The sequence below is a fragment of the Trinickia sp. HAY1-2D genome (assembly GCF_056754935.1).
Genome location: NZ_JBPGWX010000002.1, coordinates 2628657 through 2646720, shown reverse-complemented (window position 1 = coordinate 2646720; position 18064 = coordinate 2628657). Strand labels below are relative to the sequence as shown.

Here is an 18064-nt window from a genome sequence, read left to right as displayed (position 1 = left end):
GCGCTCATGCGTGCGGCCGCGACGCAATCACCTGAGGACAAGGCTTCACCATGAACGATATCCTGCTGCTGGTGCAAAAATGTGCCCATACGTTCAGCTTCTACGATCTCGAAACGAAAACGGCGCTCAAGCATATCGTCCTGCCGGCTTTTCCCCACGAGTTCACAGTGGCTGCGAGCGGCCGCCATGCGTACGTCGGCATCTTCGGGATCGAAACCGCGTGGACGCGCGGCGAGCAGGGCGATCACCGGATTGCCGAAATCGATCTGGGAGAGCGCAGACTCACGCGCATGCTCGATCTATGGCCGTACTTTAGGCCGCACGGCATGGCGAGCGACAGCGAGGGGCGCCTGTATGCGATGAGCGAGGCAAACGACATGCTGCTCATCTTCGATCGTCCCGGCGATCAGGACGTGCCGAACATGGCGGTGCCGTCGGGCGGCGTGAAGACGCACCTGGTGACGCTGACGCGCGAAGCGAACAGTGCATACGGAGTCCATCTGCTGTCGAACACGGTCACGCGGTTTCATCCGCGCGATGCAACGGTTACACCGCGATCCGTGATGCCGGGGCCGCGGCCCGAGGGCAATGCGTTGTCGAGCGACGAGCGCACGCTTTACGTCGCGAACCGCGGCGATGACACGCTCGTTGCAATCGACACTGAAACGATGACCTGCGGGCGCCGTGTGAAAACGCGCAGCGATCCGAATCGCATCTACCGCACGACCGCACAGGATGGCCGCGATCTGCTGCTGCTGACCAATTCGGGAGATCGATCGGTTTCGGTTTTCGACGCAACGCAGCTCGAGGAAATCGAGCGGATCGCGCTGCCGGCGAACCCGACCGCGCTGTCGTTCCATCCCTCGCGACGAGCGGCTTATATCTCGTTCCAGGACGATCACGTCCGCGAACTAGACATGACGAGCTGGCGTTTCGTGGGAGAAATGCCGACGCTGCGCGAGCCGGACGCATCGTATGTGCTCGCAGGCAACCGCTGACCGGCCTATGGACGACGCACGGCCGGGTCTGCCCGATGCGATCGTCGACGCACACCATCATCTATGGCGACTCGGCGGCGACCTCAGTTATCCGTGGCTGCAGGAGGCGTATGACGCGGAGCACTTCATGCTCGGCCCGTACGATGTGTTGCGCCGCGACTTCGGCGTGCAAGAGTTTCGCCGCGCGGCCTGCGGTGCGCCTATTGTGGCAAGCGTGCACGTGGAAGCGGAATGCGCACGCGCCGACGCGCTCACGGAGACGCATTGGCTGCACGAAGTCGCGGCGCGGCACGGCCTTCCGTCGGCCGTTGTCGCATGGGTCGACCTGCTGGCCGACGATGCCGGCGAGCGTATCGCCGAGCAGGCTCGCTATCCGCTCGTGCGCGCCGTGCGCTTCAAGCCTCTCACATCGTCCATGCCCGCCGAGAGGATCCGCGGTCCGGGCACACTGAACGATCCGCGATGGCCGCGTGCCCTCGAACGGCTGCGCTCTCACGGACTAGGGTGGGACTTGCGCGTGCCGTTCTGGCATCTGGAAGAAGCGGCCGCTCGATTGGCAGATGCGCCCGCACTCGATGTGATGCTCGAACATGCCGGATTGCCGTGGGATCGAACTGAAGGGGGCCTCGCGCGTTGGCGGCGCGGCATGGCGGCGCTGGCCGCGCACCCGCGCGTCTCGGTGAAGTTGTCGGAATTCGGATTGCGCAATTCGGCATGGAACGAGACGGAAAACCGGCGGATCATACGGGACACGATCGAGACGTTCGGCGTCGAGCGGTGCATGTTCGCGAGCAACTTTCCGGTGGCTGGGCTGCGCATCGCCTACCCGGCACTCGTGTCGACCTTCGCCGCCGCGCTGGCGGACATGGGACTCGACGAGTGCGCGCGCCGTGCAGTCTGGCATGACAACGCGGCCCGGATCTACCGGCTCGACCTCAACCCGCCGCGCCATGCCTCGGCCGCATCAGCACCTTGATCGAATCGAGCGAGTTGGCCACCTTGATTGCTTCGTCCCACTCTTCGAGCGCGAAACCGTGCGTGACGATACCCTTCGATGTGACGAGCCCGCGCGCCAGCAGGTCGATGGCAATGGGGTAGCAGTAGGGGCCCAGATGCGCGCCGCGCACATCGAGCTCCTTACGATCGCCGATGATCGACCAGTCCACGCTGGCATCGGCGCCGAATACGGAGAACTCGACGAATCGCCCGAGCTTGCGGATCAGATCCAGGCCCTGCGTAACCCCTGAAGGCGAACCGGTCGTCTCGATGTAGACATCGCAGCCGTATTGATCGGTGATCGACCGAACGATGGCGAGCGCGTCTTCGCGCGTCGGATTGATCGTGATATCGGCCCCGTATTCGCGCGCAAGCGCGAGCCGATCGTCGACGAGATCGATGACCACGAGCTTTTTCGGCGTCTTCAAATGCGCGACTTGCACCATCATCAAGCCGAGCGGCCCCGCACCGGCAATGACGACGACATCGTCGAGCTGGATATCGCCGCGGTTGACGGTATGAATCGCGCAAGCGAGCGGTTCGATGATGGCCGCGTCCTCGAGCGAAATGCCAAGAGGAATCTTGTGCACGATCGCGGTGGGCGGAATGCGCATATATTCGGCCATGCCGCCGTCGGCCACTTCGCGCTGAAAGCCGAAGATATTATGGATTTCGCACATCCAGTATTGGCCCGATTTGCAATAACGGCATTTCCCGCAAGGCACGATCTGTTCGGCGATCACGCGATCGCCCTCGGCGACGCCGAAGTGCTCGGCCGCACCGTCGCCCAACGCCTCCACGTAACCAAAAAACTCGTGCCCCGGAATGACGGGCGCCTTCACCCAGGGGCTCGGGCCGCCCCAGAACATCTTGGCGCCCGAGTAGCATTTGCAGTCGCTCGCGCACACGCCGCACGCGGCGATGCGTATGACGAGTTCATTGGGCCCCGGCTGCGGCCGCGCCACCCGTTCGACGCGGTAGTCCTTCGGGGCGTGGCAGACGATCGCGGTCATCTGATCTTGGGCATTCGATTCGCTCATGATGTTTGCTCTCGGCATATCGAAACGGTTAGGAGTCCTGATTCATCGTTTGGTGCATGGTGTCTGGCCGGGCTTTCTTCATCCCGCCAGAAAGCCGCCGTCCACGGCGAGGCTCGTGCCGCTCACCATCGCGGCATCGTCACCGAGCAAATACGCGATGGAGCGAGCGACCTCTTCGGGTTGCACGAATCGATCGAGCGGAATACGCGCGAGCATCGGCGCGGATTTCGCGGGATCGCTCCACGCTTTTTCAGCCATCGGGGTGAGGGTGACGACGGGGTTGATCGCATTCACGCGAATGCCATGCGCACCGAGCTCGACGGCCATGACGCGCGTGAGACCGTCGAGCGCGGCCTTCGAGGCGCAGTACGCCGCATGAAGCGGTAGTCCGATCATCGCGGAGATGCTCGACACGTTGACGATCGCGCCCGGCACGCCGCGCTCGATCATGCTGCGCGCGCAGACCTGCGCGACGATCATCGGCGCGCGGACATTGACCGCCATCGTGGTGTCGAACGCGTCGACGGTGGTATCGAGAAACGGCTGAAGCTCCACCATCCCGGCGTTGTTGACGAGCAGATCGACAGGCTGCGCCGCTTGCGCCGCGGCGCGCGCCGCATCGGCATCGGCCAGATCGACGCAGACGGTCTCGCAGCCGATCGCTGCGGCAAGCGCTTCGAGGTCGCTGCGCGTGCGGCTCGCGGCGATGACGCGCGCGCCACGCGCGGCCATCAGGCGGGCCGTGGCTTCGCCGATACCTTTTCCGGCACCCGTCACGAGCACGGTCTTGCCCGCGAACTCGCGGCTTCTGTCGAGCGCTGTCATGTCGTCGCCCTCATGGTTCGTCGATCAGCCGTCGCGCCGAGTCCTCGTCGGTGACGAGGACCGAGACGTAGCCGCCGCGCAACGCCGCGCGCGTCACGGAGAACTTCTTGGCGCCGCCGCTCACGAGCACGACGCGCTTGATGCCGCGCAGATCGTCGAGCGCAATGGCCACGGTACGGCGGTTCAATGGATGGTCGATCAGCTTGCCGTTCTCGTCCATGAAGTGGCCGAGCATGTCGCCCACGGCGCCGGCCTTGCGCAGCGTGCGCAGATCGTCGGGGTTGTTGATGCCGTAAGTGATGACGAGCGACTCGGTCAGATCGCCGACCGTCAGCAGCGCGAGATCGGCGCCGCGGGCAAGTTCATAGGTCTCGCGTACCGTCTCCTCCTGCAGGATCACATCGCGCGCCTTCTGGCTGCTGACGTAGATCGGCGCGGCGAAGAGGTAACCGTCCGCGTGGCAGAGATTCGCGAAGTCCGAGACGATATCGAAGGTATTGATGCTCGGACAGTGCGACAGGCCGCCTTGCAGCGAGACGGCGGAGATCGGTCCGTAAGCCCGTTGCGGCATCGCGCGCAAGACGGCGCGAATCGTGCGGCCCCAGCCAAGCCCGATCGTATGCCCGGGCTCGATCTGCTTGCAAAAATAGGCGGCCGCACCGATACCCAGCGCGGCCATGTTCGCCTCGTGCGTGAGACCGGTCGGCACGACGATTGCATCGGTCAGCCCGAAACGCGCGGCGAGCGCCGCCTCGAGCGACACGCACGGCGCGATGCGGCTGTTGATCGTGATCTGCACGAGACCCGATTCGCGGCTGGCGGCAAGCAGGCGGTTCACACGCACGCGGTTGCTGCCGATGCGCTGCGCGATTTCCTGCTGCGTGAGGTTGCCGACGTAGTAATGCCAGGCGACGCGCGCTTGCAGCTCTTCTTCGCTGTCTATCGATTCGTCGTCGGCGCTTGCCGGCGCGGGGGTGTCTGTCTTGCTCATGGGCAGTGCGGTGCGTCGAGGTGAATGGCGTTATTTGACCGCGCCCATGGTAAGGCCTTGCACGAGCCGGCCCGAGACGAGCAGTGCGAACACGACCATCGGCAACACGATGAGCGTGCCGGTTGCCATGATCTCGCCCCACGGCAGCTCATATCCGCTCATATAGCTCGTCGCGGCAACGGGCGACGTCACCGCGTCGGAGCGCGTCAGCACGAGCGCATAGAGCAGGTCGTTCCAGGAAAAGATGAACGCGAAAATGGCCGACACGACGATGCCCGGCATCGCGAGGGGCAGGTTGATCCGCCAGAACACCCGCCACGGCGAGGCGCCGTCGAGCCGTGCCGCTTCGTCGAGCTCGACGGGGATATTGCGGAATTGATCTGTGCAGATCCAGACCACGATCGGCAGCGAAAACGTCAGGTAAAGCAGGATCAGCACGATATGCGTATCGACGAGGTCGAGCTTCGTCGCGATCAGAAAGAACGGCACCGCCAGCACGACCGGGCTCACCATCCGGTTCGAGATGAACCAGAACCACAGGTCTTCCTTGCCGCGAAATTCGTAGCGCGCGAGTGCATAAGCGGCCGGCGTGCCGAGCAGGATCGCGAGCACGGTCGTGCTGCTCGCGATGAGCAGCGAATTGACGAGGCTACCGGCTACGTCGTGCTGAAACAGCGCATCGATGTAATGGTCGAGCGTCGGCGTAAAGATCCAGTGCGGAGGATAGGCGAGGGCATCGGCCTGGTGTTTCAGGCTCGTGGTCACCATCCAGTAAAACGGGAATACCGAAGACAGAAAAACGATCAGGAGGCCGAAAAAATGGCCGGCGCCCGCGCGCTGACGTGCGAGGCGGGCGCGCCGCGCGCGCAGCGTGACACGGCTGGAATCGGGCGTCGTCGGTGTCGTGTTCAAGCGGCCTCCCGATAGACGAAGCGGATATAAAGACGCGAAAGAACGATCGTGAGAATCAGCAGCAGCATGGCCTGCGCCGATGCCATGCCTTGATCGAAGAGCCTGAAGCCGACGCGCTGGATGTAGACGCTGATGAATTCGGTGGCTGAGCCCGGTCCGCCGCGCGTCATCGTGAAGACGGCATCGAACATCTTCAGCATGTCCGCGGAACGCAGGATCATGATGGCCGTGAGACCGGGCAGCAGGTAAGGCCGCTGCAGGTGCCAGAGAATCATGCTCCACCTCGGCGTTTCGAGCCGTGCGGCTTCCTCGGCCTCCTTGGGCACCATCGCCAGGCCTGCGAGAAAGATCAGCGCGCAAAATGGCGCCCACTGCCAGATGTCCATGATCATCACCGAGACATAGGCAAGCGTCGGATCGGCGAGCCAGTCGAGCGGCGGCACCCCGAAAAAGCTCAGCAAATAGTTGGCGACGCCGAATTGCCGATTGAAGATGAGCCGGCCGATCAGGCCGACGACGGCATACGTCGTCGCCATCGGAATGACGAGACTCACGCGGGCCGCGGCCCGCATCCACGCGAGGCCGCTGCGATGCAGCATCAGCGCTGCAAAAAGGCCGATGCCCACTTCGATCGGCAGTGTCAGGCATAAGAACAGCACGGTGCGGCCGAGCGCTTGCCAGAACGACGGATCGGTGAGCGTCGCCACGTAATTGTCGAATCCGACGAACGGGGTGCCTGATTCGACATCGGCGAGCTTGTATTGATGAAACGAGTTATAGAGCGCAACGAGCAGCGGATAGACGCCGATCGCAGCCAGCGCGAAGATGGCCGGGAACAGAAACCAGAAGGCCGGCGAGCGCGGCCACAGCCGCAAGCGCGCGGCCGCTGATCTCGTTCGTGCCGTCGTGCCTGGCACGGTCGTCTTCATCGTCTGGCTCCTCGGGTCTGACATCGTTGTGCTCGTTGCGCGCGCCGCATGCGGTTCGGCCTTATTTCAACAAAGGTTTTTTGCCGTCGTAGTAGCCGTCCTTGGCGAGGATCGCCTCCATCTTGTCGCCGATCGTCTTCGCGCCGTCCTTGACGGAGACCTGGCCCAGCATCATCTTCGTGCCCCACTCGGCGATGATTTCGGAAATGGCCGGCCACTCGGGGAAACGGGGACGATAGTCAGGCACACCGCCTTGCCACGATTCGACCATCGGCTTCACGAACGGATATTTGTCCTGTACGGCCTTGTCCTGATAGACGGCCATGCGAGCCGGCACGCCGCCCGCTTCGAGGTACGGTTTGGCCATCTGCTCGGACGTGATCCATTGAATGAACAGCCACGCTGCCGCCTGTTTTTTCGCGTTCGACTTCGCGTTGACGGCGAGCGAAAAACCGCCCAATGCAGGCTTCAGGCCGGCCGGACCGCGCGGTTCGGTAGTGATCGCCAGGCAGTTGCCGATCTTCGATTTCGACGGATCGGTCAGCGTGGGATAGAACGCCGACCACTCGGTGATCATCGCAACGCGCCCTTGGGCGAGCGCATTGACGGCTTCCGCGTGATCGAAGTCGACGATGCCCGGCGGCATGTACTTCATCAGCTTCTGGCGGTACTCGAGGCCGGCCTGCGATTGCGGCGAAAGTAAATTGGACTTGAACTTCGCATCGAGCAGCGAGCCGCCGTTCGGCCATAGCACGCGCATGAAGCTGTCGGCCGATTGCGTCTCGCCGCGGCGCGATTGCAGCGCGAACGCGTATTGGTTCTTGTCCGGGTGGGTCAGTTTGGGTGCGTAGGTGTTCAGCAGGTCATCCCATGTCTTCGGCGGCGAATCGAACCCGGCGTCCTTGAGCATGCACTTGTTGTAGAACATGAGCCCGGAGTAGTTATCGAACGGCAACCCATAGGTGACCTTGTTCCAGGTGCCGAACGAATCGAGCAGAATCGGGAAAAAGCCCTTCAGGTTCAGATTCGGGTCCGCCAGCTTGGGGTCGTCCGTGAATTTCTTGATCGGTGCGAGCCATTTGTTGTTCGCGAACTCGCCGATCCACACCACGTCGACAAGCACCACGTCTTGCGCGCCGCCGCTCGCGAAGTTGAGCACTTCGCGCTCGCGCGTGCTCTCATAGGGAATCGTCTCGAACTTGACCTTGATGCCCGTTTCCTTCTCGAACTCGGGAATCAGCTGGGCCGCGGCCTTGTACCCGGGACGATCGAGAAAGATTGCGTTGATCGTCGTACCCGAGTACGGTGCCGCCGCTTCCTTCAGCGTCCACGCATAAGTGTTCGCCGCGGCGAAGAGCGAAGCGGTCGCCAGCAACAACGTCGAGGCCTTCGGCCGAAGGAAGCGTTTGTTCATTGCCTGTCTCCTGGGATGTAGTGTGCTCGCCTCGTGCGATACACTTGTAATTTCAGTTTTACAAATGTATATTTTGACCCGAGGCACTTGTCAAGAAGAATCGATTCGAAGTTCGTGATGCGGTGCGGCGATTCCGGTACGGATCTGGACCGCGGGAGACACGCATGAGTGCAGTTCAGTTGCAGGCAATCCGCAAGACGTTCGGCGCTACGGAAGTGCTGAAGGGCATCGACATCGAAGTCGCGGACCGCGAGTTTCTCGTGTTCGTGGGGCCTTCGGGGTGCGGCAAGTCCACGCTGCTTCGCACCATCGCCGGGCTGGAGGCGGTCGATTCGGGCCGCGTGCTGATCGGCGAGGAGAACGTGACAGACCTCGAGCCCTCGCAACGTGGTGTCGCCATGGTGTTTCAGTCGTACGCCCTCTATCCGCATATGTCGGTGTACGAGAACATCGCGTTCGGCCTGCGTATGCTCAAGTTGCCGAACGACGAGATCGAGCATCGCGTGCGTCGCGCGGCGGAGATTCTGCAGATCGGACAGTTACTCGAACGCCGCCCGCGCGCGCTCTCGGGTGGGCAGCGTCAGCGTGTGGCGATAGGGCGCGCCATCGTGCGCGAGCCGAAGGTCTTTCTTTTCGACGAACCGCTCTCGAACCTCGATGCTGCGCTGCGGGTGCAGATGCGGCTCGAGCTGATCAAGCTGCACAAGCAGTTGAACGCAACGATGATCTACGTCACGCACGATCAGACCGAAGCCATGACGATGGCGGACCGCATCGTCGTGCTCAACCATGGCCTGGTCGAGCAAATCGGCTCGCCGCTCGAGCTTTATCGCCAGCCGCGTAACCGCTTCGTGGCCGGTTTCATCGGCTCGCCCAAGATGAATTTCCTGGACGTGCGCGTGGTTTCCGCCGAAGGCCGCAGTGTCGCGGTGGAACTGCCGGGCGGCGCGTCGCTGGCATTGCCTTTCGATGCTAACGGCGTGCGCGCCGGCGAAACGTTGACGCTCGGCATTCGCCCCGAGCATCTGCTCGAACAGGACATGGCGGGCGCAGAGGGTGCGTTCGCGGGTGAAGTGATGGTCATCGAGCATCTTGGCGGAGAAACGCTGCTGCATCTGCGTCTGGCGGACGATCGAACGATTCAGCTCAAGGGTTCGGGCGAGTCCAAGGCCGTGGAGGGCCAACGCATTGCGGCAGGCTTTGCGATTCGCCATGTGCATCTGTTCGCGCAAGACGGTCGGGCACTCGTCAATACGCGCTCGATGGCCGAGCAGGCCGCCGCGTGAGACGTCAATTCGGCATGGCCGGCGAACGCCCGAGCGCGTGCCACGGGCGCGGCCGGCCGTTGCCGTCAGACGGGCGTTTCGAGGTAGGCGGGGTACCGTGGACTCGATCCGTTGGGCGGCGCCACGACCCGGTTGCCTCGAACGACTTTGACGCGCTGCTCGTCAGGCAGCTTGGAGCGGCCCCCGGTGGCTTCACGAAGCAGCCGGTCGAAGAAGCCGATTCCCTCGTGCGCCGCGACGCGTGGCGGCGCTCGGCGTTCGGTAGCCATCGGATGGTGACATCCTTCGTGCTTCCCGTTGAGCTGCGTATCGATAAGCAGGCGCGGGGTCTCGAGCCAACCCGGATCGATCCCGAGCGAGATGGCTTCGCGTTTGTAACCGAGGAGCCAGCCGGCTTCGATGTTTGCATGCGAGAGCGACGGGACGAGCCTGTCGAGAAAGTTGGCCTTTCCGAGCAGGCACCCGCGAAATGCCAGCAGGCCGACGCTCGTCAAACCCCACGCGGCCAACTGGTAGGCAACGTCCTGGGCGCCCAGCAAGGTTCTGCCGAGGAACAACCCTTGGGGGCAGCCGTGGCTGACCACGATCAGCTTGGTCGTGAGATTGCTGAAAGACAACGAACCCGCTTCGAGACGCTTGTATCCCGGGAGTATCTCGCCCGCGCGGCGGTGAGTACGCGCAAAGGGGACGCTGAAGCTTCGGTCGCGCGAAATCCCATAGCGCCTTTTCCAGGCATTTGCGCATTCGCGGATCGTTCCATCGGCCGGATCCAGTAGAAGGATAGCCACATCGTTCCATTTCAATTTGTGCCTCCAATGCAATTGGGAATGAGTGCTTCAAACTACGCGCCAGCCGCGCTGAATCATCGACTATGCGGGGTGGTCTAGGACCGAATTACCGCCTTCCGCCGCATTCTCAGATTTTTCTCCCGTCGCTTGCATACCGAAGCGCGCGAGCCGATCGCCTCGGCAATCATGCTTATCGCCCAATGGTCCGGACGCATTCATTTATCCTTCCCGTTTCTTTCATATTGCATTCGATTGCGTGCGCAAGGACCGCGTTTGCCGGCGCGAGCAGACGCCCGCGGCAGCAAGTCATGTTCCTCGCATACGACTCCGATGACAGTTTTATGATCGGTAGCGCGCGGTTCGACCGCGATGTGTGCGCTAGCCTAGCGACGTTGCGCCAGACCCGGCAGGAAAGGGCGTGCTCGAAAAGGGAGAGGTATGAACGCATTCGATCGTCCGTTGATCGAAGCGATGAGCCATTACACGGTGCATTCGCAATCGGTCGCTCATATCGTCGACGCGATCTCGAAGATGTACTTGTTCAAGGGCACGCTGCTCGTGGCGTTGCTCTGGTGGATCTGGTTCAGACATTACCGCGCGACATCGCGGGACGAGATCGCCATTCGGCGGCGCGACCGCGAACTGGTAGTCATCGCGATCGTGAGCGGTTTCGTTGCATTCCTCGCGGGACGGCTGCTCGCGCATTACCTGCCATTTCGCCTGCGTCCGGTCTATGAGCCGGCTCTGCAGGGCTTGTATCCGGTCACGAAAGTCGATCAGTTGTTGCCGCGGACGTGGAGCGCATTTCCAAGCGACCATGCAATGCTTTGGTGCGCGATTTCAATGGGCATTTTTTTGGCGTCGAGATGGCTCGGCATCTATGCGTTCATTCATACCGCCGTGCTGATCGGGTTGCCGCGCATCTATCTCGGGCTGCATTATCCGAGCGATGTGATCGTGGGTGGGCTGCTTGGGATCCTGCTCGCCGGCGTCATGAGTGTGCGGCCGGTACGCTCGATCGCCGCGAAACCCGTGCTTGCGATGGCACGACGATGGCCCGGACCGTTTTTCGCGTTGGCGTTCTTACTGAGCTTCGAGCTGGCCACGCAGTTCGACGAGTTCCGAGTCATCGCGCACTTCTTCTCGGCGCACTACCTCGAAACGTCGTGAGCCGCTGGCAATGCCGATCAAACGATGAGACGCGCCGCACCTTCGCCTACTCGTTCGGCAAACTTGCGAACCGTTTGCGCCGCGATGTCGACGAGATTTTCAGCGCGATTCGTGCCCGTACGCCAGGCAATCACGAACGGTAGCGGCGGCGGGGTTTCGAGCCCATCGAGCCGGCGAAGGACGCCTTTTTCCAGCAGGTCGGCCACGAGCGCCGGGGGCATCGCCGCCACACCGAACCCGGTGCGCGTCAATTGAATCATCGCGGCCAGGGAGTTTACGCAACTCACGCGCGCCTCGGCGACGCCATATGACTGCATGAGCCGCAGCAAATCCTGGTGCGGACGCGAGTGGCGCGAATACGTGATGAGCCGCTCGGCGCCGAGCCGGCGCAACGCGGCGGTCATCGTTTCGTCCGCTTGCATGGGCTGCATGTTCGATCCGGCCGCCGCAATCCACGACACCGGCAGTTCGAGCAGCTCCACACTGCGGATCGTCTCGTCGCGGATCATGTCGGTCTGAATCACGAGGTCCAATGTTCCGCGGCGCAACTGTTCGTTCAGGTTGAGCGCCGTGTCCGACGTGACTTCGATATCGAGGTTGGGATAGTGGTGCATCGCGTCGGCGACGAAATCGACGAACCACGAATGAATCGCGCTATCCATCGCGCCGATCCGGATCGTGCCGGCAGCGAGGTTCTCGTCTTGCAACGAGGCATAGAGCTCGGCCATGGATCGGCTCACCTGCTCGGCATGTTGCAGCACCCGCTCGCCGGCGCGCGTGAGCGTGACACCCTTCGGATCCCGCTTGAAGAGCTTCGAGCCGAGTTCCTGTTCGAGAACCGATATCCGGCTCGAAATGGCGGCCTGCGTCGAATGGAGCTTGTCCGCCGCGAGGCTGAAGCTGTGCAGCTTCGCGACCCAGATGAACGTTTCGAGGAACTTGAGATTCACTTTGCACTCCGCCATCGATCCGAATGAGCGAAGGGCCGGAATTGCCTCGGCAATCCGGCCCTTGCGCGCTGTCAATCTCGATATAGGGCTTCAGACATCACATGAACGCATTCAAAAGCACGATATTGACGATCAACAATGCGATCGCCGTCGGCACCTGTGCCCGAATGACGCCGTATTTATCGGGCAGCTCGAGCAGGGCGGCCGGCACGATGTTGTAGTTTGCCGCCATCGGCGTCAAGAGCGTTCCGCAATAACCCGAGAACATGCCGATCGCCGCAATCGGTGCGGGATTGCCATGGAAAACGCCGATCAGCACCGGCAGGGCGACGCCGCCGGTCATGACGGGGAACGCCGCGAAGCCGTTGCCCATGATGACCGTGAACAACGCCATGCCCACGCAGTAGACGGCCACGGCAACCAGGCGGTAATCGAGGTTCACGTAGGCGGTGATCAGATGCGCGACGGCCTTGCCCATCCCGGCATCGGCAAACACCAGCCCCAGCATGCCGAGCAATTGCGGAAGCACGACGGCCCAGGAAAGGGCGTCGACGAGGCGGCGCGCTTCCTTCACCGACTGTCCGACCGAATCGCGCGTCAGCGCACAGGCAAAGATCAACGCGATGACGCAACCGATTCCGAACGATGCGAGCGTCGCATTCTTGGGGTCGATCAGCGCGACACCGCCGAAGACGAGCTTCGGCGCGAGCAGCGTGCCGATGACGGTGACGAGCGGAATCGTGAGCGCCGGCATGAAGAGCTTGTTGCCGAGCCGGACCGCACTGGCGCGGCGCGCTTCCTCAGGGCGCATCTGGGGTTTGGCACGTGTGACGCCGCCGATACCGGCGACGATGGCCATCAGAATCACGAGTACGCCGACGACATCGGCGGGCAAGCGGTCGCCGGCCAGAAAAATCACGCCGCAGACGATCCAGAAGCCGCCTGCGAGGAAGCGCTTCGGATGTGAGCGGTCGCTGACGATGATGCCGCCGATGACGAACAGCACGATCCCGACGAGCCAGAAGAATACGTTGAGCGAGACGATCATGCGTTTTCTCCTTGGGCCTTCGCGGCGACTTCTTCGGAACCGGTGCCTTGACGAGCGTCGGTGGGCTGCTTGCTACCGAGATTGCGAGCGAGCCAACGATCGAGCCGGTACAGGCGGAAACTTTGAATCAGGAACGCAGACAGCGCGGTCGGCATGCCCCAAACGGCGACGTGCATCGGCTCGACGACGATGCCGGCCTCCTTCAGGAACGTCACCATCAGCACGATGGCGCCGAAGGCGACGAACACGTCCTCGCCGAAGAACAGACCGACGTTGTCGCACGCCGCAGCGAACGCGCGCAGCCGGTAGCGAACCGCATCGCTCAGCTTGCCGTGGCGCGCCTCGGCCGCGCCTTCCGTCATCGGTGCGATGAGCGGGCGCACCATCTGCGCATGGCCGCCGAGCCCGGTCAACCCGAGCGCCGCCGTGATTTCGCGCACGAACAGGTAGGCGATCAGCAAACGGCCGGGCGTTGCGGCGCGAATACCCGAGATCCAGATCTGCGCGCGTTCGCGCAGCCCGTGCCGTTCCAGCAGACCGACCACCGCGAGCGGCAGCAAAATGATCAGCGAAATCACGCGTGTTTTGACGAAGCCGCTGCCGATCGCGGCGAGGATATGGTCGATGGGGAAGTGCGCGGCAAGCCCCGTGACGATGGCCGATGCCGCCACGATCAACATGGGATTGAAACGCAATAGAAAGCCGATAACGATTACAGCCACACCGACAAGCGGGTATAGATTGACTGCGTGTTGCATGGGGTGCTCCTCCGTAGCAGCGAATGGACAAGGTCCCGCGCGTTCTCACGCGGGGCCTCGGTATGGCGCGTTGACCGGGGCCTGTTCGTGCAATGCCGCCCTCCGAACAGGCCCCGACTCGCGCTTGTATTGTTGGAATTATGCAGCGCGGCCGAAGCCGCCACCTCCCGGCGTTTCAATGACGAACACGTCGCCAGGATTGACCGTTGCCGTATGCGTCGCGCCGAAATGATCGATTTCGCCGTTTGCGCGTTCAATCCAGTTGCGGCCGACGCCACCGGCTTCTCCACCCGCCAGACCGAACGGCGGGACGCGACGGCGGTTCGCGAGGATGTTCGCCGTCATCGCACGCCGGAAGCGGATTCTGCGCACCGCGCCGTCGCCGCCCGATTGCAGGCCGGCGCCACCGCTGCCCGCCCGAATCGCATGCTGTTCGACGATGACGGGGAAGCGCCACTCGATCACTTCCGGATCGGTCATCCGCGAGTTCGTCATGTGCGTTTGCACCACCGAGGTGCCCGGATGAGCGCGCCCCGCGCCCGAGCCGCCAGCGATCGTCTCATAGTACTGATGAGATTCGTCGCCGAACGTGAAGTTGTTCATCGTCCCTTGCGAGGCAGCCATGACCTCGAGCGCACCGTAAAGCGCATCGGTGATCGATTGCGAGACCTCCACGTTGCCGGCCACGACAGCGGCAGGGTACACCGGGTTCAGCATCGACCCTTGTGGAATCACGATTTCGATCGGACGCAAGACGCCTTCGTTCATCGGGATATCGTCAGTCAGCAAGGTGCGGAACACGTAGAGCACGGCGGCCTTGCAGACCGAGCAGGGCGCGTTGAAGTTCGTCTTGCGCTGCTCGCTCGTGCCGGTGAAATCCACGCGCGCCTGACGCCGCTCGTGATCGATCGTCACCTTGACACGGATCGCGGCCCCGTCGTCCATCTCATAGGCGAATTCGCCGTCATGGAGCGTTGCGATGGCGTTGCGGACCGCTTCTTCGGCGTTGTCCTGCACGTGCCCCATGTAGGCGAGCACGACATCGGCACCATAGCGCTTGACCGCACGCAGCAGTTCGGCCGCACCGCACTCGCAGGCGGCGATTTGCGCGGTCAGGTCGGCGATGTTCTGATCGACGTTGCGGCTCGGGTAGGGGCCCTCGTTGAAGAGCCCACGCACTGGTCCCTCGAGGAAGGTACCCTCGTCGACTATCTTGACGTTATCGAGCAGGACGCCTTCTTCTTCGATGCGCGTGCTGTTCGGCGGCATCGATCCCGGCGTGATACCGCCGACATCGCCGTGGTGCCCGCGCGCGGCCACGTAAAAGAGCAGCTCGGCACGCTCGTCATAAACAGGCATGACGACGGTGATGTCAGGCAAGTGCGTGCCGCCGTTGTACGGGACGTTGAGCATGAAGACGTCGCCGCGCTTCATCGTCGCGCCGTGCTCGCGAATGACGCTGAGCACGCTGTCGCTCATCGACCCGAGGTGAACCGGGATATGCGGCGCGTTCGCGATGAGGCCGCCTGCCCGGTCGAAGATGGCGCACGAGAAGTCGAGCCGCTCTTTCATGTTGACCGAGTACGACGTCTTCTCGAGCGTCACGCCCATTTGCTGGGCGATCGACATGAAGATGTTGTCGAAGATCTCGAGATGAACGGGGTGCCGTGCCGTCGTGATCGCGGTCGTCGCTGCCGCGGCGCCCGCCTGCGCCTGATCGTTGCGCTCGAGACGCAGCGTGCCGTCTTCGAGCAGGCTCGCCGACCAGCCCGGTTGCAGCACGATCGTCGAAATGTCCTCGGTGATGAGGGCAGGGCCTTCGAGCCGGTCGCCCAACGCGATTGCCTTGCGCGCGTGAAGCGGAACCTGAAGTTCGCGTCCGCCGACGAACATCGTTGCGCGCGCATCGGTTTGCGGAGCGCTCGCGGCGCGGCGCGAGACCATGGTCAGCGCGTTGGTATCGGTCTCGGTCAGGCCGACGGCCTCGACGACGACCGATTCCACGACGAGTGCCTTGGCCTGCATGACGAAGCCGTAGCGCTTGCGATGCAGCGTTTCGAACGCCAGCACCATCTCGGCTTCGTGGCCGAACGGCACTTCGAGTGTGGAATCGGTGTTCTGGTACTTGAGCCGCACGGCCCGCGTCACGCGTGTGCGATCGCTCGGGATGCGCTGTGCCACCAGTTCTTCGAGCGCTTCGGTTTCGAGCGCGTTGTAGAAGCCGCGCAACTCGGGCAGCGCGGCTTCTTCGAGTACCGTTTCGACGGCGCGTTCGCGCAGCACGCGCAGGTCCGCGAGGCCCATGCCGAATGCGGACAGCACGCCCGCGAACGGATGCAGCACGATGCGTTTCATGCCGAGCGCGTCGGCCACCTCGCAGGCGTGCTGGCCGCCCGCGCCGCCGAACGCGCACAGTGCGTAGTCGGATACGTCGTGCCCGCGTTCGACGGAGATGGTCTTGATCGCCTGCGCCATGTTGTCGACGGCCACCGTGAGGAACCCCTCGGCGACGGCTTGCGGGCTCATCGAGCGGCCCGTTTCGCGTTCGACTTGTTGCGCGAGATCGGCGAACTTCCGGCGCACGACTTCGACGTCGAGCGGCAGATCGCCGTCCGGTCCGAACACGTGCGGGAAATGCTCCGCCTGCACGCGGCCGAGCATGACGTTGCAATCGGTCACCGTCAGCGGGCCGCCGTTGCGGTAGCTCGCCGGACCCGGATAAGCGCCGGCCGATTCCGGGCCGACCTTGAAGCGTCCGTTCTCGAAGCTGCAGATCGAGCCGCCGCCGGCCGCGACCGTATGGATGTCCATCATCGGCGCGCGCACGCGAACGCCGGCAACCTGCGTTTCGAATACGCGCTCGTATGCGCCGTCGTAGTGCGCGACGTCGGTCGAGGTGCCGCCCATGTCGAAGCCGATGACCTTCTGTTCGCCCACGGCTTCGCAAGTCTTGACCGCGCCGACGATGCCGCCCGCGGGGCCGGACAGGATCGCGTCCTTGCCGCGAAAGCGCGAAGCGTCGACGAGGCCGCCGCTCGACTGCATGAACATGAGCCGGACGGAGCCCGTATGCTGCGTGACGCGATCGACGTAATCGCGCAGCACGGGCGACAAATAGGCATCGACGACCGTGGTGTCGCCACGGCCGACGAGCTTCATGAGCGGGCTGACTTGATGGCTGACGGAGATTTGCGTAAAGCCGCATTCGCTGGCGATGGCGGCGACGCGAAGTTCATGCTTGTGGAAGCGGTAGCCGTGCATCAATACGATGGCAATCGAGCTGATGCCGGCTTCGCGCGCGGCGCTCAACGCCGCGCGCGTGGCCACTTCGTCGAGCTCGCGCAGCACCGTGCCTTGCGCATCGATGCGTTCGTCGATCTCCACCACGCGTTCGTACATTTGCGCCGGCAGCTCGATATGCCGCGCGAAGATGTCGGGGCGTTCCTGATAGCCGATGCGCAATTGGTCCGCGAAGCCACGCGTGATCGCGAGCAGCGTGCGGGCACCTTTGCGTTCGAGCAAGGCATTGGTCGCCACCGTCGTGCCCATCTTGACGACTTCGATCTTGTCCTGCGGCAGCGGGGCACCTGCTTCGATGCCGAGCAAATCGCGGATGCCCTGGACGACCGCATCGCGATAGCGATCGGGGTTTTCCGAAAGCAGCTTGTGTGTGATGAGTTCGCCGTTCGGTTGGCGCGCGACGATATCGGTGAACGTGCCTCCCCGATCGACCCAGAATTGCCAGCGGCCGTCGCTTGGGGTGGTCTCTCGCGCGGCGCCGACGCCGGTTGCCGCGTTCTCTTGGTTTGCTTGCGATTTCACTTCCATGACCTCGACTCTCCGTCCACGATGGATGGCCGCCGGTTGCTGGGTGTGGGCGCATCGCCGGCCATTGTTTGTCGGGTGGATTGTCGAAGGAGCCAACCCGGTCAGTCCAGGCAGAAAAATAAATCCACCGT

At 63.1% G+C, this 18064-nt stretch carries 15 protein-coding genes; 4 read left to right on the top strand and 11 right to left on the bottom strand.

Features of this window, described 5'->3' with window-relative positions:
• The first annotated feature begins 50 nt into the window (after positions 1 to 50).
• Together ACR9ZC_RS19475 and ACR9ZC_RS19470 are read left to right on the top strand one after the other, a co-directional pair.
• Positions 51 to 998 carry a YncE family protein gene (locus ACR9ZC_RS19475; RefSeq protein WP_481581557.1) on the top strand — a complete coding sequence of 316 codons (948 nt, stop codon included), beginning with the start codon at positions 51 to 53 and terminating at the stop codon, positions 996 to 998.
• A complete protein-coding gene (locus ACR9ZC_RS19470; RefSeq protein ID WP_481581556.1) occupies positions 976 to 1974 on the top strand; it encodes an amidohydrolase family protein in 999 nt (332 codons plus the stop codon). The genes ACR9ZC_RS19475 and ACR9ZC_RS19470 overlap by 23 nt, the downstream gene beginning before the upstream one ends.
• Here ACR9ZC_RS19470 and ACR9ZC_RS19465 read toward each other — a convergent pair.
• The 6 genes from ACR9ZC_RS19465 to ACR9ZC_RS19440 form a co-directional block, all read right to left on the bottom strand.
• Positions 1934 to 3034 carry an alcohol dehydrogenase catalytic domain-containing protein gene (locus tag ACR9ZC_RS19465; protein ID WP_481581555.1) on the bottom strand — a complete coding sequence of 367 codons (1101 nt, stop codon included), beginning with the start codon at positions 3032 to 3034 and terminating at the stop codon, positions 1934 to 1936. The genes ACR9ZC_RS19470 and ACR9ZC_RS19465 overlap by 41 nt on opposite strands.
• A 78-nt stretch (positions 3035 to 3112) precedes the next feature.
• On the bottom strand, positions 3113 to 3859 hold the full coding sequence (locus ACR9ZC_RS19460; RefSeq protein WP_481581554.1) for an SDR family oxidoreductase: 747 nt from the start codon (positions 3857 to 3859) through the stop codon (positions 3113 to 3115).
• Positions 3860 to 3869: 10 nt separating this feature from the next.
• On the bottom strand, positions 3870 to 4850 hold the full coding sequence (locus tag ACR9ZC_RS19455; RefSeq protein ID WP_481581553.1) for a sugar-binding transcriptional regulator: 981 nt from the start codon (positions 4848 to 4850) through the stop codon (positions 3870 to 3872).
• Positions 4851 to 4880: 30 nt separating this feature from the next.
• Positions 4881 to 5762, bottom strand: a complete 882-nt coding sequence (locus ACR9ZC_RS19450) for a carbohydrate ABC transporter permease (protein WP_481581552.1) — start codon at positions 5760 to 5762, stop codon at positions 4881 to 4883.
• Positions 5759 to 6691 carry a carbohydrate ABC transporter permease gene (locus ACR9ZC_RS19445; RefSeq protein WP_481581551.1) on the bottom strand — a complete coding sequence of 311 codons (933 nt, stop codon included), beginning with the start codon at positions 6689 to 6691 and terminating at the stop codon, positions 5759 to 5761. Before ACR9ZC_RS19445 ends, ACR9ZC_RS19450 begins: the two co-directional genes overlap by 4 nt.
• A gap of 61 nt (positions 6692 to 6752) precedes the next feature.
• Positions 6753 to 8105 (bottom strand): ABC transporter substrate-binding protein, encoded by a 1353-nt coding sequence (locus ACR9ZC_RS19440; protein WP_481581550.1) that lies wholly within the window; start codon positions 8103 to 8105, stop codon positions 6753 to 6755.
• Positions 8106 to 8269: 164 nt separating this feature from the next.
• Between ACR9ZC_RS19440 and ACR9ZC_RS19435 the strand changes: the two genes are divergently transcribed.
• Positions 8270 to 9391 carry an ABC transporter ATP-binding protein gene (locus ACR9ZC_RS19435; RefSeq protein ID WP_481581549.1) on the top strand — a complete coding sequence of 374 codons (1122 nt, stop codon included), beginning with the start codon at positions 8270 to 8272 and terminating at the stop codon, positions 9389 to 9391.
• Between the two features lie 65 nt (positions 9392 to 9456).
• On the opposite strand, the gene ACR9ZC_RS19430 is transcribed toward ACR9ZC_RS19435, so the two are convergent.
• A complete protein-coding gene (locus ACR9ZC_RS19430; RefSeq protein ID WP_481581548.1) occupies positions 9457 to 10194 on the bottom strand; it encodes a hypothetical protein in 738 nt (245 codons plus the stop codon).
• Between the two features lie 423 nt (positions 10195 to 10617).
• Between ACR9ZC_RS19430 and ACR9ZC_RS19425 the strand changes: the two genes are divergently transcribed.
• On the top strand, positions 10618 to 11349 hold the full coding sequence (locus ACR9ZC_RS19425) for a phosphatase PAP2 family protein (protein ID WP_481581547.1): 732 nt from the start codon (positions 10618 to 10620) through the stop codon (positions 11347 to 11349).
• 17 nt (positions 11350 to 11366) lie between these two features.
• Here ACR9ZC_RS19425 and ACR9ZC_RS19420 read toward each other — a convergent pair whose 3' ends face one another.
• The 4 genes from ACR9ZC_RS19420 to ACR9ZC_RS19405 all read right to left on the bottom strand — a co-directional run bounded on the left by ACR9ZC_RS19420 (position 11367) and on the right by ACR9ZC_RS19405 (position 17933).
• On the bottom strand, positions 11367 to 12299 hold the full coding sequence (locus ACR9ZC_RS19420) for a LysR family transcriptional regulator (RefSeq protein WP_481581546.1): 933 nt from the start codon (positions 12297 to 12299) through the stop codon (positions 11367 to 11369).
• 97 nt (positions 12300 to 12396) lie between these two features.
• Positions 12397 to 13347, bottom strand: a complete 951-nt coding sequence (locus ACR9ZC_RS19415) for a DUF979 domain-containing protein (protein WP_481581545.1) — start codon at positions 13345 to 13347, stop codon at positions 12397 to 12399.
• Positions 13344 to 14105 (bottom strand): DUF969 domain-containing protein, encoded by a 762-nt coding sequence (locus ACR9ZC_RS19410; protein ID WP_331568438.1) that lies wholly within the window; start codon positions 14103 to 14105, stop codon positions 13344 to 13346. Before ACR9ZC_RS19410 ends, ACR9ZC_RS19415 begins: the two co-directional genes overlap by 4 nt.
• 138 nt (positions 14106 to 14243) lie before the next feature.
• The gene (locus ACR9ZC_RS19405) at positions 14244 to 17933 is read right to left on the bottom strand and encodes a hydantoinase B/oxoprolinase family protein (protein ID WP_481581544.1); all 3690 of its coding nucleotides are present in this window, start codon (positions 17931 to 17933) and stop codon (positions 14244 to 14246) included.
• Positions 17934 to 18064 lie beyond the last annotated feature (131 nt).

Bases quoted from the DNA above. Each gene is read 5' to 3' on its own strand.
- ACR9ZC_RS19475 (WP_481581557.1), top strand. From the start codon at position 51: ATGAACGATATCCTGCTGCTGGTGCAAAAATGTGCCCATACGTTCAGC.
- ACR9ZC_RS19470 (WP_481581556.1), top strand. From the start codon at position 976: ATGTGCTCGCAGGCAACCGCTGACCGGCCTATGGACGACGCACGGCCG.
- ACR9ZC_RS19465 (WP_481581555.1), bottom strand. From the start codon at position 3,034: ATGAGCGAATCGAATGCCCAAGATCAGATGACCGCGATCGTCTGCCAC.
- ACR9ZC_RS19460 (WP_481581554.1), bottom strand. From the start codon at position 3,859: ATGACAGCGCTCGACAGAAGCCGCGAGTTCGCGGGCAAGACCGTGCTC.
- ACR9ZC_RS19455 (WP_481581553.1), bottom strand. From the start codon at position 4,850: ATGAGCAAGACAGACACCCCCGCGCCGGCAAGCGCCGACGACGAATCG.
- ACR9ZC_RS19445 (WP_481581551.1), bottom strand. From the start codon at position 6,691: ATGAAGACGACCGTGCCAGGCACGACGGCACGAACGAGATCAGCGGCC.
- ACR9ZC_RS19440 (WP_481581550.1), bottom strand. From the start codon at position 8,105: ATGAACAAACGCTTCCTTCGGCCGAAGGCCTCGACGTTGTTGCTGGCG.
- ACR9ZC_RS19435 (WP_481581549.1), top strand. From the start codon at position 8,270: ATGAGTGCAGTTCAGTTGCAGGCAATCCGCAAGACGTTCGGCGCTACG.
- ACR9ZC_RS19425 (WP_481581547.1), top strand. From the start codon at position 10,618: ATGAACGCATTCGATCGTCCGTTGATCGAAGCGATGAGCCATTACACG.
- ACR9ZC_RS19415 (WP_481581545.1), bottom strand. From the start codon at position 13,347: ATGATCGTCTCGCTCAACGTATTCTTCTGGCTCGTCGGGATCGTGCTG.
- ACR9ZC_RS19410 (WP_331568438.1), bottom strand. From the start codon at position 14,105: ATGCAACACGCAGTCAATCTATACCCGCTTGTCGGTGTGGCTGTAATC.
- ACR9ZC_RS19405 (WP_481581544.1), bottom strand. From the start codon at position 17,933: ATGGAAGTGAAATCGCAAGCAAACCAAGAGAACGCGGCAACCGGCGTC.